This window comes from Microbulbifer sp. MCCC 1A16149, from assembly GCF_050368945.1.
In the GTDB taxonomy this organism is placed as follows: domain Bacteria; phylum Pseudomonadota; class Gammaproteobacteria; order Pseudomonadales; family Cellvibrionaceae; genus Microbulbifer.
The window spans coordinates 2,686,975-2,706,964 of sequence record NZ_CP185959.1 but is presented as its reverse complement, the minus strand read 5'-3'; the positions used below and the strand labels follow the sequence as shown (position 1 = coordinate 2,706,964).

At 58.5% G+C, this 19,990-nt stretch carries 14 protein-coding genes; 8 read left to right on the top strand and 6 right to left on the bottom strand.

Annotated features, from left to right (window positions below; all coding sequences use genetic code 11):
• Window positions 1-4: 4 nt before the first annotated feature.
• From ACONT6_RS11415 to ACONT6_RS11405, 3 genes are all read right to left on the bottom strand, one after another.
• Window positions 5-1,315, bottom strand: a complete 1,311-nt coding sequence (locus tag ACONT6_RS11415) for a DUF1302 family protein (RefSeq protein WP_428818645.1) — start codon at window positions 1,313-1,315, stop codon at window positions 5-7.
• A complete protein-coding gene (locus ACONT6_RS11410; RefSeq protein WP_428818644.1) occupies window positions 1,312-4,545 on the bottom strand; it encodes an outer membrane lipoprotein-sorting protein in 3,234 nt (1,077 codons plus the stop codon). Before ACONT6_RS11410 ends, ACONT6_RS11415 begins: the two co-directional genes overlap by 4 nt.
• 73 nt (window positions 4,546-4,618) lie before the next feature.
• A complete protein-coding gene (locus tag ACONT6_RS11405) occupies window positions 4,619-5,242 on the bottom strand; it encodes a TetR/AcrR family transcriptional regulator (protein WP_428818643.1) in 624 nt (207 codons plus the stop codon).
• Between the two features lie 251 nt (window positions 5,243-5,493).
• On the opposite strand from ACONT6_RS11405, the gene ACONT6_RS11400 reads away from it, so the two are divergent.
• The 6 genes from ACONT6_RS11400 (at window position 5,494) to ACONT6_RS11375 (ending at window position 13,523) form a co-directional block, all read left to right on the top strand.
• Window positions 5,494-7,023: an AlkA N-terminal domain-containing protein gene (locus ACONT6_RS11400; RefSeq protein ID WP_428818642.1), complete on the top strand. Its 1,530-nt coding sequence runs from the start codon at window positions 5,494-5,496 to the stop codon at window positions 7,021-7,023.
• Window positions 7,020-7,502: a methylated-DNA--[protein]-cysteine S-methyltransferase gene (locus ACONT6_RS11395; protein WP_428818641.1), complete on the top strand. Its 483-nt coding sequence runs from the start codon at window positions 7,020-7,022 to the stop codon at window positions 7,500-7,502. Before ACONT6_RS11400 ends, ACONT6_RS11395 begins: the two co-directional genes overlap by 4 nt.
• Window positions 7,503-7,618: 116 nt before the next feature.
• Entirely contained in the window at window positions 7,619-8,140 is a 522-nt protein-coding gene (locus tag ACONT6_RS11390; RefSeq protein WP_428818640.1) for a gamma carbonic anhydrase family protein, read from the top strand.
• 3 nt (window positions 8,141-8,143) lie between these two features.
• Window positions 8,144-8,386: a DUF1289 domain-containing protein gene (locus tag ACONT6_RS11385; RefSeq protein WP_428818639.1), complete on the top strand. Its 243-nt coding sequence runs from the start codon at window positions 8,144-8,146 to the stop codon at window positions 8,384-8,386.
• 420 nt (window positions 8,387-8,806) lie between these two features.
• Complete coding sequence (gene dnaE / locus ACONT6_RS11380; RefSeq protein ID WP_428818638.1) at window positions 8,807-12,325, top strand: DNA polymerase III subunit alpha; 3,519 nt, start codon at window positions 8,807-8,809, stop codon at window positions 12,323-12,325.
• Window positions 12,326-12,566: 241 nt separating this feature from the next.
• Window positions 12,567-13,523, top strand: coding sequence for an acetyl-CoA carboxylase carboxyltransferase subunit alpha (locus ACONT6_RS11375; protein ID WP_181252675.1), 957 nt, complete (start codon window positions 12,567-12,569; stop codon window positions 13,521-13,523).
• Window positions 13,524-13,614: 91 nt separating this feature from the next.
• Here the strand turns inward: ACONT6_RS11375 and ACONT6_RS11370 are convergent, their stop codons facing one another.
• From ACONT6_RS11370 to ACONT6_RS11360, 3 genes are read right to left on the bottom strand one after another with little or no spacing between them, the layout of a single operon-like run.
• Window positions 13,615-14,976, bottom strand: coding sequence for an MBL fold metallo-hydrolase (locus ACONT6_RS11370; RefSeq protein WP_428818637.1), 1,362 nt, complete (start codon window positions 14,974-14,976; stop codon window positions 13,615-13,617).
• Window positions 14,973-15,899 carry a ribose-phosphate diphosphokinase gene (gene prs / locus ACONT6_RS11365; protein WP_428818636.1) on the bottom strand — a complete coding sequence of 309 codons (927 nt, stop codon included), beginning with the start codon at window positions 15,897-15,899 and terminating at the stop codon, window positions 14,973-14,975. The genes ACONT6_RS11370 and prs overlap by 4 nt, the downstream gene beginning before the upstream one ends.
• 24 nt (window positions 15,900-15,923) lie before the next feature.
• Complete coding sequence (locus tag ACONT6_RS11360; protein WP_428818635.1) at window positions 15,924-17,450, bottom strand: thymidine phosphorylase family protein; 1,527 nt, start codon at window positions 17,448-17,450, stop codon at window positions 15,924-15,926.
• Window positions 17,451-17,769: 319 nt separating this feature from the next.
• Here ACONT6_RS11360 and ACONT6_RS11355 point away from each other — a divergent pair, with 319 nt between their 5' ends.
• Window positions 17,770-18,543 (top strand): sulfite exporter TauE/SafE family protein, encoded by a 774-nt coding sequence (locus tag ACONT6_RS11355; protein WP_428818634.1) that lies wholly within the window; start codon window positions 17,770-17,772, stop codon window positions 18,541-18,543.
• A gap of 31 nt (window positions 18,544-18,574) precedes the next feature.
• Window positions 18,575-19,942 carry a sulfoacetaldehyde dehydrogenase SafD gene (safD, locus tag ACONT6_RS11350; protein WP_428818633.1) on the top strand — a complete coding sequence of 456 codons (1,368 nt, stop codon included), beginning with the start codon at window positions 18,575-18,577 and terminating at the stop codon, window positions 19,940-19,942.
• Window positions 19,943-19,990 lie beyond the last annotated feature (48 nt).

Genomic DNA, 19,990 nt, shown 5'->3' with positions numbered 1-19,990 from the left:
CTCCTTAAAAGCCGTAGTCGAAGCCGACAAGTAAATGGTCGCGGGCATCAAACTGGCCGAAACGTCCGTACTGGCTGCCGTAAAACAGGTTGGCTTCGATACGCAGTTCGAGATTTGCGAGGTAGTCGTAGGCGAGTTCCACGGAGAGCAGGCCATCGCCCGTGTCGATGTCCTGGATCAACTGATTGCGGAGCGTCAGCACCTCGTTGAGGAAAGTGCGTTCGACCAATAGCGTTGCGTCGGTTTCCATGGTGTCGCGAACGGCTGGTATGCCGTCCCGATCAAACCAGCTCTGAATCAGCTGCACCGATACCAGAGTGTCGCTGAGTCCCATCCAGTCCACTCCGAGGGCGTAGGTAAATTCGCCTCCGCGGATCACACCGTCTTGCTCCACAGCCGCCGGCGCCTGGATATAGCGATTCGTGGTGTACCCCATTTCCGTTCGCAGGGTGAAATCACCAAAGGCATTGGAAGCGGAGCCGCCAAAGGTGTGGGTGCGCTCGTAGGACCCGTGGACATGCACACCGCTCTCCTGCTCGAACAGGCGAATTACCGGCGTATCGGCATAGTGGTAGAGGTAGTTCAGGCTGACATCCCAGCCGCGCACACGGGTAGACAGCTGTAATCCCCAGTCGGCATCCGCCAATACGCGATCTGGTTTCTCCAGGGTGTAGCCAGTGACGGGGCGATCCGGCCGTGTTACGGCAAGTTCCGGAGACGTGGGGGCATAGGCCGCGCCCGCAGCGGGCACTTCGTGATAGGTTTGGTCGGGTAGCAGGATCAGCTGCCCGTCCCAGTCTTTATTCATTGAAAATTCCCATTTGGCCGCCCAGAGCGGGATACGGGAGCTTTCAAAGTCTTCCAGAATAAACTCGCGATAGCGCTGGGGATTGACGCGGTCGAGTACCTTCAGGCCATCGGTCTGTCCCCACACAATCTGTTGCTTGCCCAGCTTGAGATAAGTGCCGAAGGGGTACGCCTCAAGATAAAATTCACGCAATTCTGCTTCCGCGTGCGAGCCTAAAAAAGCTCGGCGTGACCAGGAGGATATTGCTGCCTGATCCGGCTCGCCAGGTTCCAGCCGGTTCTGGCCGTCGGCCCGAATACGAGCGATGGCGGTGAGGTCTATCCCGAACGGGCTGCGCCATTCCAGCTGGGGCAGGATGATGACCTCGCTTTTCTGGGCATCCGCATCGGTGGTCTGTACCGCGTGGGTTGCACTCACGATGCCACCGACCCGCACGGATGCTTCGCTGATCGGACTCATCAAAACGAAGATACAGCCCGCAGTAATTTTCCTGGCTACGCCACTCACTGGCGTACTCCCCGACGGAGTGTGCGCTCTTCAAAGCTGTCGTCATCCAGAGGTATTTCGTAGGCCACGTCCGTGATCTGCAAATGGGTCTGATGGCCGGTTTTATGGTTGTCGACGGTGATTTCGTGCACCGTCCATATGCCGTCGACTTGGCGAATATTGTTGAATAACGCTGTTTTTAATGGGTTGCCCTGTCTGTCGAAGTTCTCGGAGCGGCGGATGGTGTTTGTGGCCGGATCGATATACCACCTGGCGCGCCCGTATCCCAGTTCGTCGGCGACCTGTTCTGTGATGGGGGTGCCCTCGACGGTGACGGTTTTGATACCGTCGACTTCAGATTCACCGACGTGAGTGAAGCGCCAGTCTTCCAGGGAAATCTTGTTCTGACGTTTCATCTCTTCGTAAGTCAGGTCGGTTCCGAGAAAGTAGTCACCGCGGTCTGATGCAGAGATACGCCGTGTTTTGCGCAGTGCGGGCAAGTACAGCCACTGCTCGTCTTCGGTAGCGGGGTCGGCGTAATCGTAGGTAAGAAACGCAGTGTCGCGCACATTGGTTGGTTCCAGGTAATACAGCACCTGCCGCTTGTCTTTACCGAAATATTTGCGCAGAACGATGGTCTGTTGAACCCGCTTTCTGCCGCGGCGATCGGTAAGTTCCAGGGTGAGGTTGGCACGCTGGGTAATGCCTTCCGGCCGTTCATACACTGCTTGCATGATCTGCAGGCCCGCATCGCTGTCGTCCGCCACGCTGGGAATCGCAATGGCGAACAGAGAGAGCGTGGCCAGCAGTTTCAGCAATCCGATGTGCGCGAATCCCTGCTGGGCCAGCGGTGTTGAAAGCTTGGTGGTAGATTTTTCTCGCTCTGCAAAAAGTGCACGGGGGCGCAGTACACCAATCAGTGCCGTCATACTGGTCATGCTGATCACAAAACTGGTCAGCACGGCGATGGCGACGAGCAGTCCGAAGTCTTGCAGTGGTGGCACTTTGGAAGTCATCAGTACCCCGAAACCCAGTGCCAAAGCCAACAGGTTGAACAGCAGCGCACGGCCCGTACTCGGAAACAGGATGGCGACAGCCTCCCCGTATTCAAGGTGCTGATCGCGGATCAACGCGCGTAGCCGGTCGATGGTATGAATCGCAAAGTCGACCCCCAGGCCGATCGCAATGGCCGCAAACATCGATGTGCCGATGCCGATCCAGATACCGGTATAACCCATGATTGCAAACACCATCAGTACCGAGAAGGCGACGGGCAGTGTGGCAATCAGCCCCAATACCAGGGAGCGGAAAAAGAGGGTAGAGGAAACCAGAACCAGTATTAGCGCCAGTGCCATTCCCGCCGCCGTGTTGCCGGCAAGGGGGTTCAGCCACGAGTAACTGAGATCAATGGCGCCGGTGCTGTTACCGCGAATGGCGGGAGAGTTGAACTCCTCGTCAAGGTATTGCTTGAGACTCAATACGATGGGCTCTACGTCCTGGAAGTTGTCCTCCCGAAGCTGGCCGCGCACGTGCGCCTGCCGGTAGTCGTAATCAATTTCCTCTTCGAAATCATCGGGATCGCCCGAGGCGCTGTACAGGAGGAAGTACTGGGCGATCAGTGCCGGATCATCAGGTATTGCATAGTAAGCCGGGTCACCTTCGTGCAATGCCTGGTGCATCTGTTTGATGTAATCCACGATCGAGGTGGTGTTGTAAATGCCCTCGCGCTGTTCCATCCAGTTTTGCAGCGCTTCGATCCTGCGCAGGTTTTCTGGCAGAAACAGGTCTTCCGGCTGTGGGGTTTCGATCGCGACATCGAGATAGTAAGTGCCATCGAATCGCTGGTTGATTATCCCATCGGCAACCCGCAGGGGTTCCTGTTCCTGAAAACTGTGGATACGCTGATCGTTGAATTCAACCCGGGTTGCACCGCCCACCGCGATTACCAACAGCAATGTGGTGGCCATCAAGATCTGCGACGGGTAGCGCGCGACAATACCACCGGATGCCGTCATGATTTTTGTGGCAATTCCATGCTTTGCCTTATGTGTTTCAGGTGCCGGTTTTACACGCGGTCTGAACAGCGACAGCAGTGCCGGTAACAACAGCAGGGTCCAGGCCCATGCCGCAAGAATTCCGATAGCAGCGAAAATTCCGTAGGACTGCATGGGCGGTAACGAGGCCGCGAGGGACAATCCAATAAAACCGGCCACCGTGGTGAGGGTCGTCAGGGTCACGGGCCGCCACATGGCGCTCATCGCCCGTGCAACCGCTTCACGCCCGGAAAGTCCCGGGTTGTTGGCCAGTTCCTCGTAGTACTGGGTGAAAATATGGATGGAGTCGCAAACGGCTATACCGATAAGAATCACCGGCAGGGAATTGGTGATGACATACATGGGGACGCCCGCTGCTGCCATACTGCCCAATCCGACAGCAACGGTACCCAGCACGATCAGATTGGGCAGCAGCGTCCCGGCAAGTGTGCGAAACGCCAGTAACAATACGACGGTGATAATCAGCGCGGCGATGGGGTTCAGGCGGCTGGCGTCTGCGGCAATATACGCAGATAGATAGCCGGAAACCGCACCCTGTCCGGCCACATAGAGCCCGATATCCTCTGCCAGCCATCCCTCCTGCAGACCTTGCGCTTTTACCTGCTCGGTTAGCGCGAGTAATGCGTGATAGACCTGCTCATCATCCGCGTCCGGGAGCGTTTCAGCGATAAGCAGTGTTGCGCTGCCGTCGCGCGAGACCAGCGTGCCGAGCATCAGAGGAAACTGTTCGACCCGGACCCTGACGGCCTGCGTTTCGGCAGTGGTTTGCGGAGGGGATTCCCAGAAGGGTTCTACCAGCATGCCGTCGCTGGTACCGCGAATATCCTTTTCTGTGGCAAGGCTGGTAATCGCGTCGGGATCCACACCCTCGACGGTGGTGAGTTCTTGCGTGAGGCGGTGCACAAGCTGCAGGGCGCCCGGGGTGTAAATTCCGCGTTCGCCGTCGGAAGTGATGGCAATCACCATGGGATCCTTGAGGCCGAATACGCTTTCCACATGATCGCGATAGGCCAGAGCGGGGCTTCCTTTGGGGACGAAGGCCTCTGGCGTTGTGTCTTTGGTCATCGTCGGCAGATAACGCCCCACAAGGCCGATTGCCAAAAAACAGCCGATGATCACCAGCCATCGCCAGCGGAGTAGCCTGTGGAAAAAATGGATTGCGGTGGTGTCTGTCTCCGTGTGCTCTTTAGTATTCATTCCCTACCTACCGATCGTTAGTTTTTGGAGTTAATAAAAAGCGCAGGTAAAACTGCGCTTCAGCTGCTCGCCGTCAGGCCTGTTTGTGGCAGATATAATTCAGCGTTTGCTGACAGAGTCGGGTAAACGTGGCCTCGCACGATTTTTTACTGGCGGATCTCGTATCGAAATTGATACGGGCGGTGACCAGGGCGCCCTGCACGGCGGCCATCAACCACTCGGCCAGATCTGACGCCGATCCTTGTGTCTCATCGATACTGCCATCGGCAATACCGGCAGCAAGTGCAGTCTCAAGAAATGTGCGCTGCTCGCGAAAAACGGCCTTCACGGCATGCTGCAGATCCGCTGGCAGAGTGCTCCAGCCGGAGGAGAAGGCACCGGCTGGGCAAAGCCTGGTGCCCGCCCCCAGCCATTTGAGATAGAGGTCGAAACAATAGGCCTCCAACTGCTTGGTGGGTGCCAGCCCCGCGTTGGAGCTGGACCACCGTACGACTCCCTCCCGGGCGCGCTCGAGCATCGCCACTGCCAGTGCTTCCTTGGATGGAAAGTGGTGGTAGATGCTCGCCTTGCGAATGCCGACCTGTTCCGCAAGGTCGCGAAAGCTGAAGCCGTCGTACGATGCCTTCTGAATCAGGGATTGCGCCGTATCGAGCAGCTGTTCCCGTGTATCAATTTTGCTGGTTGTTGTGTTGGCCATGTTGTCTACCTACCGAAAGGTAGGCTCAGATTGCGCTAGTTTGTATGGGCTGTCAACAATCGCGATTGGGCGTGGCCGGGGGCGAGGTAGAATTTGCCGCCAGCCGAATCCGTTGAATAGCCCTCTGAGCGGTCTTTCCTCCGTTCCATGCTGTGGATGGAGCGGGCCAATCTGTCAGTTCCGAATCTGACTAGCCCTGTTCCTCTGTCAGCCATACACTGGCTATCACAGTATCAACCAGTGACCTTACCGTGCGCCCTGATTCCGAAATCTGTCACAGTGCCAGGCTCGCCCGTGACCGGCGGTTCGATGGCCGCTTTTATACCGCGGTGAAAACCACGGGTATCTTCTGTCGGCCCATCTGCCCGGCGCGCCCGCCACTGGAGAAAAATGTCGAGTATTTTGCGACTGCCGCGGAGGCCGCGGTCGCAGGGTATCGCCCGTGTTTGCGCTGTCGCCCGGATGCTGCGCCTGGAAGTGCAGCCTGGGGACTGGTTTCCACCACGGTGCAACGCGCGCTCAATCTGATGCGGGCAGAGCGCGAAGCCCTGTCTATTGAGAGGCTGGCAGAGCGCCTCGGCATCACCAGCCGTTACCTGCGTAAACTGTTCGCGGAGCATGTCGGGCTGAGCCCGTTGCAGGTCTGGCAGACGGAGCGTGCGTTGTTTGCGTTCAGCCTGTTGCGGGACACCCGTCTGCCCGTGGGGGATATTGCTTTCGCGGCGGGCTTCAGCAGCCTGCGGCGTTTCAATGCGGTGTTCAAAGATGTTTACCAGCGCACACCGACAGCGGTGCGCCGTGAATCAAAGGTGCGCCGTGAACCAGAGGGGCGGCGGGAGTCTGCCAAAACCAAGCTCGAAGATGTGCGCGCTAAACCGATCCAGATTTACCTGAGCTACCGTCCGCCATTCGACTGGCCCGCGTTGCTGGCATTTTTTGCCGCGCGTACCTTGCCGGGGGTGGAGCAGGTAATTGCCGGGGAAGATCCGGAGCAGGGGGAATACCTGCGCAGTTTCCAGTTGCTCGGCCAGCGTGGCGTGTTGCGGGTGGCCCATGAACCGGAGAGGGGGCGCCTGCGGGTGAGCGTTTTCGGCGAGGGTTGTGGCGCAATACTGTATCCGCTGCGGGAAAAGCTGCGGCGACTGTTTGACCTGGATGCCGATAGCGATGAAATCCGCGGACACCTGCAGGCGGACCCACTACTGAGCGCAGTGCTCAAGGTAAGCCCCGGTGTGCGCCTGCCGGGAGCCTGGGATCCCTTCGAATACACGCTGCGCGCCATCCTCGGCCAGCAGATCTCGGTCGCTGCCGCCACCACCATAGCCGGGCGTGTGGCGAGCCGCTACGGCGAGACGTTTGCCGGGCCGGAAGGAGAGCTGTTGCTGTTCCCCGCGGCTGAGCAGCTTCGCAATGCGGACTTCTCCGAAATCGGGGTTACCCGGACGCGTGCGCAAACGCTGCGGACCTTCGTCGCGGCCACCCTGAATGGCGAAATCGACTTTGACGAGCCGGATCTCGAATCTTTCTGTGCACAGATGACCGCGCTGCCAGGGATAGGCGACTGGACCGCGCATTACACCGCCATGCGCGGCCTCTCCATGCCCGATGCCTTTCCCGCATCCGATCTCGGGATTCTGATCGCGCTCGGTGATGGCGAGCGAAAGGCGACCGCAAAGCAGGCCCTTTTGCGCGCCGAGTCCTGGCGCCCGTGGCGGGCCTACGGGGCACTATTACTTTGGCAGTCGCTCAAACTGAAGTCCGATAAGGGAGCGTCAACATGATCTGTTACGAAATCTATCCCAGCCCGTTTGGGGAGCTGGGTATCGCCGCGAGCGAGGCGGGGCTGGTGGGCATTGACCTGCAGGCGGGTAAGCGGCCACTACCGGTCAATGAAAACTGGCAGCGCGGAGCTACTCTGCTGACGGATGCGGCATCAGAACAGCTGGAGGCCTACTTTGCCGGTGAACGGCGCTCCTTCGATCTGCCATTTGATGCGGCCGGAACACCGTTCCAGCAGTCCGTATGGCGGGCCTTGTGTACCATCCCCTATGGGGAGACCCGCAGTTACCGGGAGCTTGCCGAGGCGATCGGTAACCCGAAAGCAGTGCGCGCGGTGGCCCGGGCCAACGGTGCCAATCCGTTGTCGATCGTGGTGCCCTGCCATCGTGTGATCGGCGCAGATGGCACCCTGACGGGCTATGCCGGGGGGCTGGAGATGAAGGCGCGGCTGCTGACCCTCGAGGGGGTGTTGATCGGCTGAAAATGCCCGGTTGGTCACGGCGTTGCGGGGTGGTATTCCCGTGCTTTGGGCTGGATAATGGCCGGCTGATTTCTACCAACCAGAGTCCGCGAGCAGAACCGTGAGAGGGAGGCCAGATGCTGTACAGATTGGGCGATAAACAGCCGCAGCTGGAAGGCGAGGGCCACTATGTGGCGCCTGGCGCCCGGGTGGTCGGCAATGTGCTGATGCTGCCCCACAGTTCGGTGTGGTTTAACGCGGTGATTCGCGGTGACAATGACCTGATCACCATTGGTGAGCGGGCAAATATTCAGGATGGCTCTGTGCTGCATACGGACCCTGGCATGCCGCTGGTTGTCGGCACCGGGGTGACGGTGGGCCACAAGGTGACACTGCATGGTTGTCAGATTGGTGAGTATTCGCTGGTGGGCATGAATGCGGTGGTGCTGAATGGGGCCAAAATCGGCAAGTGCTGCATCATTGGGGCGAATGCGCTGGTGACGGAGAATGCGGAGATTCCGGATTACTCTCTGGTGCTGGGCAGCCCGGGTAAGGTGGTGAAGTCGCTGGATGAGTCGACGTTTGAGTTGTTGAAGGCTAGTAGCGATATTTACGTGGCGAATGGCAAGCGGTTTGCGGAAGAGTTGGTTGAGGTCTGAGTGATGGCCGAGAGTGACTGGAGTCGGGTGAAAGACAAAGACCCCGAAGCTGAATTCGAGTTTCCGGTGAAGTCGCCTTGTGTTTCCGTTTGTGCGTTGAATCGTGACGATATCTGTGAGGGGTGTTTTCGTTCCGGGGCTGAGATCAGTCAGTGGGGCCGGATGTCTAATGCCGAGAAGAAGCAGGTATTGGGGACGTGCCATGAGCGGGCTGTGGCGATGAAGCGGGTTTGGTGGTCTGACTGACCTTTTGTGGTTCGTTTTGTCCGACCTTGTGGCGGCGGATCAGCGGGTACGAGTTTTCAGGACCGGGCTAGGCGCCCCCCTGTGAATCCATCCCTGGGCGCTGCGGCGCAAACATCCTGTTTGCGACGCTCCTGAAAACTCGCACCCGCTGCTCCGCCTTCGCATTTGACCATATCACTTCGTCAGAAATTATTGGGCACCAAGCCAGTTAGCAGCTTGGGCTTACGAAGAAAAAATTTACCAGAATTGCACTAAGCGTCGAGCGGGAAGACCTTCCCGGGACCTTCACCGGCAGGGATGCCGGTGCAGAGCGTACAGGGACGTATTTACAGCGTGTCCCGGGAAGGTCTTACCGCTCGGCGCGCCCCGGATCAGAGCGCCAATCCAAGGGCCGCCGGGGCCAAACCAAATAGAAAAACTATGACCCAACCCTTCGTACATTTAAGAATTCACACTGAATACTCTCTGATTGATGGCCTGGTGCGCATCAAGCCGCTGGTCAATCGTGTCGCCGAGCTGGAAATGCCGGCAGTGGCGATCACGGATCAGACGAATTTCTACGGCCAGGTAAAGTTCTACAAAGGTTGTATGGGCGCCGGTATCAAGCCGATTACCGGTGCGGATTTCTGGCTGAAGGAAGGTGGTGAGGAACAGCCGACACTGTTGACGCTTTATGCCATGAACACCACCGGCTATCGCAATATCACCGAGCTGATTTCCCGTGCGTGGATGGAAGGCCAGTACCACGGACATGCGTTTGTGGAGCGGGAGTGGATCGAGCAGGCATCGGAAGGGGTGTTGATGCTGTCCGGTGCCAAATACGGCGATGTGGGGCGCGCGCTGATTGCGGGGCGCAATGCACAGGCCGAGGCGCTGGCACAGGAGTGGGAGCGGATTTTCCCTGGGCGTTACTATCTCGAGCTGCAGCGTACCGGGCGCCCGGGAGATGAAGAATACCTGCACGCTGCGGCTGCGTTGGCGGGAAAGCTGAACCTGCCGGTGGTTGCCACTAACGATGTGCGCTTCCTCGAAGACAGTGAGTTCGAGGCACACGAGGTGCGGGTGTGTATCCGTGAGGGCCGCGCCCTGGACGATCCGCGCCGTGAGCGCCGCTATTCTTCCGAGCAGTATCTGCGTACCCCGGAGGAGATGCAGGAGCTGTTCAAGGATATTCCCGAAGCACTGCAGAATACCGTGGAAATTGCCCGTCGCTGTTCCTCGCCGATTCAGCTGGGTAAATACTTCCTGCCCCAGTTTCCGATTCCGGAAGGGATGACGGAAAACGAATTCTTCGAAAAGATCTCTTTCGACGGCCTCTACGAGCGACTCGAATTTATCCTGGATAAGTCCGCGCCGGATTACGAAGCGCGCAAGAAAGTCTATGAAGACCGCCTGCGCTTCGAGCTGGATATCGTTATCCAGATGGGATTCCCCGGTTACTTCCTGATCGTAATGGACTTTATCCAGTGGGCGAAGGATCACAATATTCCGGTGGGCCCGGGGCGGGGTTCCGGTGCGGGCTCGTTGATTGCTTACTCGCAGAAAATTACCGACCTCGACCCGCTGCAATACGACCTGCTGTTCGAACGTTTCCTTAACCCGGAACGTGTATCCATGCCCGACTTCGACGTCGACTTCTGTATGGAAAAGCGCGACCGGGTGATCAGTTACGTGGCCGACAATTACGGCCGTAACGCGGTGAGCCAGATCATTACCTTCGGTACCATGGCCGCGAAGGCGGTGGTGCGGGACGTGGCGCGGGTGCAGGGTAAATCCTATGGCCTTGCGGACAAACTCTCGAAAATGATTCCGCCGGATCCGGGCATGACCCTGGAAAAGGCATTCGAACAGGAAGAGGTACTGCGCGAATTCCTCGAGAACGACGAGGAAGGCCAGGAAATCTGGGAGATGGCCCTGCAGCTGGAAGGTGTGGCGCGGAACGTGGGCAAGCACGCCGGTGGTGTGGTAATCGCCCCCACCAAGCTGACAGACTTTGCGCCGCTCTATTGTGACGAGACCGGTGCCGGCCTGGTTACCCAGTTCGACAAGAACGACGTGGAAGACGCGGGCCTGGTGAAGTTCGACTTCCTTGGTCTGAGGACCCTGACCATCATCGACTGGGCCAAGGCGATGGTGGACGAGAAGCGCGCGCGCGAGGGTGAAGAGCCGCTGGTGATCGAGGCGCTGCCGCTGGACGATGCCGAAACCTACAAGATGATCAAGCGCGCCGAGACTACCGCGGTATTCCAGCTGGAATCCCGCGGTATGAAGGACCTGATCAAGCGCCTGCAGCCGGATAACCTCGAGGACATGATCGCCCTGGTGGCCCTGTTCCGTCCCGGCCCGCTGCAGTCGGGCATGGTGGACGACTTCATCAACCGGAAGCACGGCCGCGCCCAGGTGGCCTACCCGGATGCCAAGTATCAACACGAGAAACTGAAACCGATCCTGGAGCCCACTTACGGGGTAATTGTTTACCAGGAACAGGTGATGCAGATTGCCCAGGAACTCGCGGGCTATACCCTCGGCGGCGCGGACATGCTGCGCCGGGCCATGGGTAAGAAAAAGCCCGAGGAAATGGCCAAGCAGCGGGCGACCTTTGAGGAAGGCGCGAAGGAGCAGGGCGTAGACCCGGAGCTGGCGATCAAGATCTTCGACCTGGTGGAGAAGTTCGCCGGTTACGGCTTCAACAAATCTCACTCCGCGGCATACGCCCTGGTGTCATACCAGACCGCGTGGCTGAAGGCGCACTACCCGGCGCAGTTTATGGCCGCGACCATGTCTTCGGACATGGACAAGACCGACAAGGTCGTAACCTTTATCGAAGAGTGTCGGGCGATGAAGCTCGACCTGGTGCCGCCGGATGTAAACCTGGGTACCTACCAGTTCTCGGTGGATGTGGATAACCGCATCATTTACGGCCTGGGCGCGATCAAGGGGCTCGGTGAGGGCCCCATCGACAATATTATCGCCGAGCGCGAGCAGGGCGGGCCCTTTACCGACCTGTTCGATTTCTGCTCCCGTATCGATCCGCGCAAGGTGAACAAACGCGCGCTAGAGGCCCTGGTACGTTCCGGTGCGCTGGATAGCATTGGCCCGGATACCAACGGCGTGGACGGTCTCGATTACTCCCGCGCGGTGTTGTTCAACGCGCTGGACGAAGCGGTGAAGTCCGCCGAGCAGCAGAGCAAGAACGACAGTGCCGGTATGATGGACCTGTTTGGGGAGGTGGTGCGCTCCGCCTCGGACGGCGATGTGTACGAAGACTTCCGCAACGCGCGCCCCTGGGGGATCCGCGAGCGTCTCGAGGGAGAGAAAAACACCCTCGGTCTGTACCTGACCGGCCACCCGATCGATGAATATGAAGAAGAACTCAAGCATCTGGTGAAGGCCCGTATCGCGGACCTGAAACCCGGGCGCGAAAACCAGAAGGTCGCGGGCCTGGTAGTAGGCATGCGGGTCATGAAGACCAAACGCGGAGATTCCATGGCCATTGTCACCCTGGATGACCGCAGTGCGCGTATCGAGGCGGCGGTGTTCAGCGAGGCATTTGGCGAGCATCGGGAAAAGCTGGTGAAAGATTCCCTGCTGGTACTGGAAGGCTCGATTTCGCACGACGACTACAGTGGCGGCCTGAAGATGAGCGTGAACGGGGTGTCCACACTGGATGACCTGCGCAGCGGCAGCGTGATCGGCGTGACCCTGAAGCTCGACAGCGCCCAGGCATTGCCCAAGATGGGGCAGCGACTGAGTGCCTGCCTGCGCCCGTACGTCGGGGGCGGCTGTCCGATCCTTGTGGAAGTTGAGCGCAGCGACGCGCGCGGCACCTTCCGGCTCGCGGACGAGTGGAAAGTGGAACCAAACGACCAGCTGATCCAGTCCCTGCGGGAGGTGGTTGGTCGTGAGCGGGTACAGCTCAACTACACTCAACGGCAGTAATCAGAAGCCAACGGGTTCGAATTGGCCGGGTATTGGCTCTCGCCAGCACCCTCGCCAGCAATTGGGGCAATTTGGACACCGGAGTTATGGGTAGGTGCGCTGTGCACTCGACTGGGTGGTCCTATGCCGGTAAGCTAGCCGCCATTTTCAGTAGACGGGGCCTGTTTGCGACCATTTGGGGTATTTTGGTCGCATTTTCCAACAATTGGCAGGCCCACAGAATTATCAAGGCGCGAAATAAATGAACTTCAGTTTTCTCGAGTTTGAACAGCCGATTGCGGAACTGGAAAGCAAGATCAAGGAGCTTCAGCACGTAGGGGACGACAACGACCTCAACATCGCTGAAGAGATCACCCGTCTGCGGGAAAAGAGCGAGAAGCTCACCGAGTCCCTGTATTCCGACCTGTCTCCGTGGCAGATCGTGCAGGTGGCGCGTCATCCGCAGCGTCCCTACGCGAAGGACTATATCGAGCGTATTTTCACTGACTGGGACGAGCTGCACGGCGATCGTCACTTTGGTGACGACCAGGCAATCATCGCTGGTATCGGCCGCCTCGAAGGCCGCCCGGTGGCGGTGATTGGTGAGGAAAAAGGGCGCTCGGTCAACGAGAAGGTGAAGCGTAATTTCGGCATGCCGAAGCCGGAAGGCTACCGCAAGGCCCAGCGCATCATGGAAATGGCCGAGCGCTTCAAAATGCCGGTGCTGACCCTGATCGACACTCCCGGGGCATACCCGGGCATCGACAGTGAGGAGCGCGGTATTTCCGAGGCAATCGCCAAGAACCTGGCGGTTATGTCACGCCTGCGCACCCCGATCATCTGCACCGTGATTGGCGAGGGCTCGTCCGGCGGTGCACTGGCGATCGGTGTGGGCGACCAGCTGAACATGCTGCAGTACTCCACCTACTTTGTGATTTCCCCGGAAGGTTGCGCCAATATCATCTGGAAAACCGTGGAGAAGGCGCCGCTGGCGGCCGAGGCCATGGGGGTGACCTCCAGTGTGCTGGAAGAGCTGGGCATTGTGGACGAGACCCTGCCGGAACCGCTGGGCGGCGCTCACCGCGATCCGGACCTGATGGCCGCCCGTCTGCGCGATCGTCTGTCCGAACAGCTGGACAAGCTGACTGCGGTGCCGCTGGATGAGCTGCTGGAAAAACGCTACCAGCGCCTGATGAGCTACGGTAACGTCACCGGCTGATCCAACAGCGATCTGCAGCTGTAAAAAAGCGGCGTCAACTTCGGTTGCGCCGCTTTTTTTGTTCGCCAGGTTCCTTCCCCGCTATCCGCACTTACAGGCGCAGAATTTCCCGATAACCGGCAACCCGTGCGCGGAAGGGGGTATTGTCCTGCAAGTAGAGGCGCAGGCAGTCGGCGGAGTCGGGTTCACCGTGCACCAGTTGAATCTGCGTTCCCGCTTCCAGTTCCGACTGTAAAAGCCATTCCCCCAGTTCCACGTAATCCGCGTGGGCTGACAGCCCTTCCAGAAGTTCTATCTGTGCCTTGCAGGGGATGTACTCGCCGTGAATTTTCACGCTCTGGGAGCCGGCCAGCAGGCGGGCCCCACGGGTGCCGCCGGCCTGGTAACCGGCAAACAACACGGTCGCGCGGTGGTCGGGCAGTAATCGCTTCATATGGTGCAGTATGCGGCCGCCACTTGCCATACCGCTGCCGGCGATGATGATGTGTGGGTACTGGATGTTTTCCAGAGCCTTGGACTGGTCCACGCTGCGGGTGTACTGGATGCCACTGCACATGAAGGTGCAGTTTGCGGCGCTCAGCCGGTGCTGGTCCGGGTAGCGGGCATAGATCTCCGATGCATCGATGGCCATGGGGCTGTCGAGGAATACGGGTACCTTGGGAATTTTCTTTTGCCGCATCAATGTCAGCAGCAGATATTGCAGGGTCTGTGCCCGTCCCACGGCGAAACTCGGAATCAGCACCACGCCCCCGCGGCCGAGGGTGTTATTGACGATTTCTGCCAGTTGTTGCGCGTGATCAATCTGCGGGTGACGGCGGTCGCCGTAAGTGGATTCCAGTAGCAGCAGATCGAGCGCCGGTAGTGGTCGCGGCGGATGCATGATGAGGTCATCCGGTCGCCCCACGTCGCCGGAAAACCCCACCCGCTTGCCATCGGCGTCGAGGATGACACTGCCGGCTCCGAGAATGTGGCCCGCGGGCTGGATTTGCAGCGTTGCACTGCCAATTGTGAACTTCTCATCAAACCCCACCGGCTGGAAAAGCGCCAGGCACTGTTCCGCGGTATCGCCGTTGTACAGGGGTTGTGGGTGGGCGTGCTTACCGATTTTGTGGCGCTGGTAATAGCGGGCGTCTTCTTCCTGAATGTGTCCCGCATCGGGCAGCAGAATCGAGCAGAGGTCACGGGTTGCGTGGTGGCAGTAGACGGGACCGCGATATCCCAACTGGTATAGCCGCGGAATATAACCGGAATGATCGAGGTGAGCGTGGGTGAGGACTATCCCCTTGAGGTGGCGGTAATCGAACAGGGGAGCTTCCCAGTTGCGCTCCCGCAGCCATTTGTAGCCCTGGAACATGCCGCAGTCCACCAGAAACTCTGTTTTACCATCATCCACGCTGACCAGGAATTTGGAACCGGTAACCGTGCCCGTTCCGCCGAGGAAAGTAATATTCATGGGTACGCGTCTCTCAAGTCGCCATTTTCGATGTCCGCAAGCAGGTTGTTGATCACCGGAACCAGTTGTGGCGACAGGTCAAAGGTGCAGTAATCGCCGGGAATACTATTGCTCACTGCCAGCGGACCTGTGCTGGCCTCCAGTATTTTTCGATCGGCGTTTTCTGCGAATACGCCGTGTACCGCCGCACAGGAAATTTTCTTTACGCCAGTCCGTTGCAGCGCGGAAATCGTTTCCAGCACGGTATGGCCGCTGGAAATAACATCGTCGACGACGATCGCGGACGTCGCATGGGAAATATTGTTCGCAGCCGTCAGTGATACCTGCACATCGCGGTCGCCACGCCGTTGCTTCTTGCCGACGACGAAATGTTGGCCGGTCGCTTTCGCCAGCGTTTCCACCCATTGCCGGCTTTCGGCATCCGGTCCGATCAATAGAGCATCGGGCTGTGTGGCGATCCAGGATTGCAATGCCGGCATTCCGGAAACGGCCAGCGCCGGGATTGAATAAATTTCGTTGAGGTTTTGATAGCGATGCAGGTGCGGGTCGACGGTCACCAGCCAGTCGACGGCCGAGGAAATTACTTCGGCAAAAATACGTGAAGTCACCGCTTCGCCCGGATTGAACACCGTGTCCTGACGCATATAGCTGAGGTAGGGCGCCACCAGTCCCACACTGGCGGCGCCCTGTGCCCGCAGAGTATGGGCGAGAAACTGGAGTGGGAGAATTTTGGTGTCTGGCTGCAGGAGATTGGCGAGCACTACGCAGTGGCGACCGCCGACTGGCGATAGTACCCGCAGATAAGTTTCTCCATCCGGGAAGCGTCGTGTCACCAGCTTTCCGCTTTCCGCACTCAGGCCCGCACTTAAAGGCGCCAGCAGTGGAAGCGCCTTTTCCAGGGTAAACAGAATTGGTTGTGACATCTGCAGTATTCCTGGTAAGTCCTTTCAAGCCCGGGCGGGGGTATCCACTGGAGCCACGTCAAACAGATCCCGGTTCTGGTGGAAGTACTCCCTTGCATAGGCCAGTTCCCCCGGCGTCTGAGCCAGGAGCGTGGCCAGTGATTGGCCCGCCTGGATGTTGTCACCCACTTTGACCTGCAGGCGCAGGCCGGCTTCCGGGGAAGAAGGGGCGCCGGCTACTTTGGCCAGGTGTGCCAGGCGGCGGTTGTCCATACTGCGCAAATGCCCGCCCCATTTGCTGCGCAGTTCAATGTGGTGGCTGGCGCTGGGAACTTCGTGAAGGCCGCCCTGGGCTTCGCAGATATTAAGGAACTGCTGTAAAGCCTTACCTGATTCGAGTATCTCGCGGGCATTCTGGTGCGCCTGCTCCGCGCTGATATTACTGGCCATGCACAAGAGTTGCGCGGAGAGGAACAGTGCCCGTTGGGTAAGATCGGCGGGGGCGTGTTCCTCATTGCGCAAAACGCTCAGTACATCTCGAGCCTCTTCCGCGGGGCCTATGCCCCAGCCTACTGCTTGAGTGCCATCGGTTTGCACACAGCGGACCTCCACGCCGAGTCCGCTCGCCACCGCCTGAAACAGCGATTTAAGCCTCTCCGCCTGCTTTTGGTCGCGCACTTTCGCGGTGGGGCCCACCGGCATATCAATCAGGATATGGGTGGAGCCCGCGGCCATTTTTTTTGAAAGTACCGAGGCCACCAGTTGTCCCTCACTGTCCAGGTCAAGGGCGCGTTCGATACGGATCAGCAGATCATCGGTGGGGCTCAACCCGACCTCCCCGCCAGCCGCCAGGCAGGCCCCGGTGCGGGTAATAACGTTGCGGATCTGTTCCAGGGGCAGATCGACATTCGTCAATACCTCCATGGTATCTGCGGTTCCTGCGGGGGAAGTGATCGCGCGGGAGGAGGTTTTGGGAATCACCAGACCGGCAGCGCTGGCGATAGCCACCACTATGGGCGTGGTGCGATTGCCGGGCAGGCCCCCGATACAGTGCTTGTCGAAGACACGCTTGTAGTCCGGCCAGTACAGACGGTTGCCGTTGTCGATCATGGCGGTCGTCAGCGCCGTGGTCTCTGTACTGTCAAGACGCCCTCCGGCACAGGCCGTTAGAAAGCTGGCGATTTCGATATCCGAATACAGGCGTTTGCCGATATCGCGGATGATGCTGGTCACCTCCAGTGAATTCAGACGGTGACCATAGATTTTCTTGCGCAGGGCACTGAGGGATGGCACGAGGGGAGAGTGGTGCACATGTACCACTACGTCGTCCTGCAGATCGAGGAATTCCCAGGCACTGTCAGAAAAACCAATATACCCCTGCGGCAGAATCTTCTCGGCCACGGTATTGAGCGTGGCAATAAGCGTCTGTTTACCGGCCTTTATTTGTAAGCGCGTATTGGCGGTATACCCTTCTGCGCGGCAAATGGCGCAGTCCTTGCGCATAAATACGATGGGCTCTTCGTGGGTATCAATGCCCATTCTGTAGGCTTTCAGCGGCAGTGCCCGGCCCATAGCGTGGTCCCTGATTTCCCTAATTCTGCCGTGTGGCAATAACGCCTGGTGGATGTAAATTATAGGTGGTAGATGAACCTCTCGGTGTGTGCTTCGGTGATGATTTCGCGCATGGCGGTACTGGTGTCGGGCTTCATGAAATCAGTGTAAAGTCCCCCTTCAGGAATCGGGTGGAGTCCCTAATTAACCAGTTTGGGGCCCGTGACTACTGGGTTTGCCCCTGTCCTGAGCGTAGACTGGGCATCGCTGAAAAACCGACCAGTAAAGGGGTCGCTGCGGCGTAAACCAACCAATTCATACAAGACGGGCGAGGTCGGCTTTGGCAGAGCTGGGAGAGTTGTTCAATCTGTTACCCGGCCAGAATTCCGGTCTGATGCTGGGCGCGCTGCTGCTGGTGTGCGTGGTCAGCGCGTTTATATCCGCGGTAACCGGGGGGGCAGGCGGTATCCTGATGTTTGCCGCCCTCAATGTGGCCATCCCCCTGCGTATGCTGGTACCTATTCACGGTGCCGTACAGCTGCTCAACAATCTGGCCCGTATCGTCTACGTGCGTGAGCATATCCGCTGGGACCAGTGTATTCCGTTCTTTGTGGGCTGCACTCTCGGCTCCGCCGCCATGACCCTGGGGCTCGCCAATCTCGACTGGCAGCAACTACCGCTGATTCTCCTCGCCGGCTTGATCTTTTACACCGTATTCAAGCCCAAGAAACTACCGGAAATACGCCTTAAAGCGCGTAATTTTTTCTGGGTGGGTATCGCCACCGGCACCCTCGGTATTATCGCCGGCGCGGTAGATCCACTACTGGCGGCTTTCTTTGTGCGCAAGGATATGAGCCCGAAGGAAATTGTTGCGAACAAGTCCGTTATGCAGGCCTGGTGTCATGCGCTCAAAGTGCCCGCCTTCATCTATCTGGGCTTTGCGTTTTCCGACCACCTGGGGCTGATTCTGCTGCTCACTGTCGCCGCAGTGATCGGTACGCGTATTGGCATTGCCCTGCTGAATCGAATCGACAGCGAACTGTTTTTCAATTTGATGCGCGCGGCACTCGTGATCGCCGGCGCCCGCATTATTTACCAGTTAATAGCACAATAAAAATCAGGTGCTCACACTACAGGTACACACAATGGCCGATTACCAGATCATCAATCCTTTCAATGGCGAGCAGATTGAGGCCTACGACTTCCATACTCGTGAGCAAGTGAAGGCTGCGATTGAACTTCTGAAACAGGGGCGCGGGACCCAGCAGGCGACTCCGGCATTTGAGCGTTCGAATATTCTGCTCAAGCTCGCCCGGTTGATTCAGGAGCGTAAGGAAGACCTGGCAGCGTTGATTACCGAAGAGACCGGCAAAACCATCAGCGATAGCCGTGTGGAAATTGACCGCGCTTACAACACTGCACTCGCCAGCGCCATGGAAGCGCGCAGTATCAACGGCGAAGCGCTGGACTCCGATGCCTATCCGCCCATGCGTGAGAAAATTGGCGTAGTGCTGTGGAAGCCCCTGGGCACCGTATTGTGTATTACCCCGTTCAACTTCCCTATCAATATCGCGGTGCACAAAATCGGCCCTGCTTTTGCCGCGGGAAATACCATCCTGTTCAAGCCCGGCCCACAGAACAAGCGCTCCGCAGAACTGCTGGTAGAACTCTGTTATGCCGCGGGCATGGACAAATCTGTCCTGCAAATGCTGATTCCGGATATCGATGCCACCAGCTACGCGGTATCCCACCCGGAAATCCACGCGATCAATTTCACCGGCGGCACTGCCGCGGCCAACGCCATTGCTGCCAATGCCGGCTACAAAAAAATGCTGTTTGAACTGGGTGGCAACGATCCCCTGATTGTCATGCCAGACGCCGACCTCGACGCCGCCGTCGGCGCCACTATCAACCAGCGTTTCGCCACCGCCGGCCAGCGCTGCACGGCGGCCAAACGCCTGTTTGTCCACAGTGAAGTGTTTGATGCCTTCGCGGATAAGCTGGTAGCCGCCACCGCGAAGCTCAAAGTCGGCAATCCGGCTGAAGACGAAACTTTCGTCGGCCCCCTGATCCACACCGCGGCGGCAGACGAAGTCGAGGGGCGTATCCAGGCGGCTGTAGATACTGGCGCCCGTGTCCTGTTCGGACACAAGCGCGAAGGCAATATCCTGTGGCCGACGATTCTCGACAATATTGCTGACGATGCCGAACTGGTCGCCGAAGAAACCTTTGGCCCTGTGGTGCCGTTGCGTAAATTTGACGACGAAGCAGAGCTGGTATCCCTGATCAACAGCTCCCCTTTCGGCCTGCAGGCGGGCGTATTTACCCAGAACCTCGCACTGGCCAAGCGTCTCTACAACCAGCTGGATGTGGGGCTACTTGCGGTCAACGATGGCCCCGGGTTCCGCGCTGAACACTTCCCGTTTGGCGGTGTAAAAGAGAGTGGTGTCGGTAGGGAAGGGGTAAGTTATGCGGTTCGTGAAATGAGCTACCAGAAAACGCTGGTTATCTAACTCGATTCGGAGCTGTACCTCAGATGAGAAGGCGCTGACGCCGGGGGC

What these genes read in the sequence shown, in the direction of transcription:
- ACONT6_RS11405 (WP_428818643.1), bottom strand. Translation starts at nt 5,242, where the DNA reads ATGGCCAACACAACAACCAGCAAAATTGATACACGGGAACAGCTGCTC.
- ACONT6_RS11375 (WP_181252675.1), top strand. Translation starts at nt 12,567, where the DNA reads ATGAACTTCAGTTTTCTCGAGTTTGAACAGCCGATTGCGGAACTGGAA.
- ACONT6_RS11360 (WP_428818635.1), bottom strand. Translation starts at nt 17,450, where the DNA reads ATGGGCCGGGCACTGCCGCTGAAAGCCTACAGAATGGGCATTGATACC.
- ACONT6_RS11395 (WP_428818641.1), top strand. Translation starts at nt 7,020, where the DNA reads ATGATCTGTTACGAAATCTATCCCAGCCCGTTTGGGGAGCTGGGTATC.
- safD (WP_428818633.1), top strand. Translation starts at nt 18,575, where the DNA reads ATGGCCGATTACCAGATCATCAATCCTTTCAATGGCGAGCAGATTGAG.
- ACONT6_RS11410 (WP_428818644.1), bottom strand. Translation starts at nt 4,545, where the DNA reads ATGAATACTAAAGAGCACACGGAGACAGACACCACCGCAATCCATTTT.
- ACONT6_RS11390 (WP_428818640.1), top strand. Translation starts at nt 7,619, where the DNA reads ATGCTGTACAGATTGGGCGATAAACAGCCGCAGCTGGAAGGCGAGGGC.
- ACONT6_RS11385 (WP_428818639.1), top strand. Translation starts at nt 8,144, where the DNA reads ATGGCCGAGAGTGACTGGAGTCGGGTGAAAGACAAAGACCCCGAAGCT.
- prs (WP_428818636.1), bottom strand. Translation starts at nt 15,899, where the DNA reads ATGTCACAACCAATTCTGTTTACCCTGGAAAAGGCGCTTCCACTGCTG.
- dnaE (WP_428818638.1), top strand. Translation starts at nt 8,807, where the DNA reads ATGACCCAACCCTTCGTACATTTAAGAATTCACACTGAATACTCTCTG.
- ACONT6_RS11370 (WP_428818637.1), bottom strand. Translation starts at nt 14,976, where the DNA reads ATGAATATTACTTTCCTCGGCGGAACGGGCACGGTTACCGGTTCCAAA.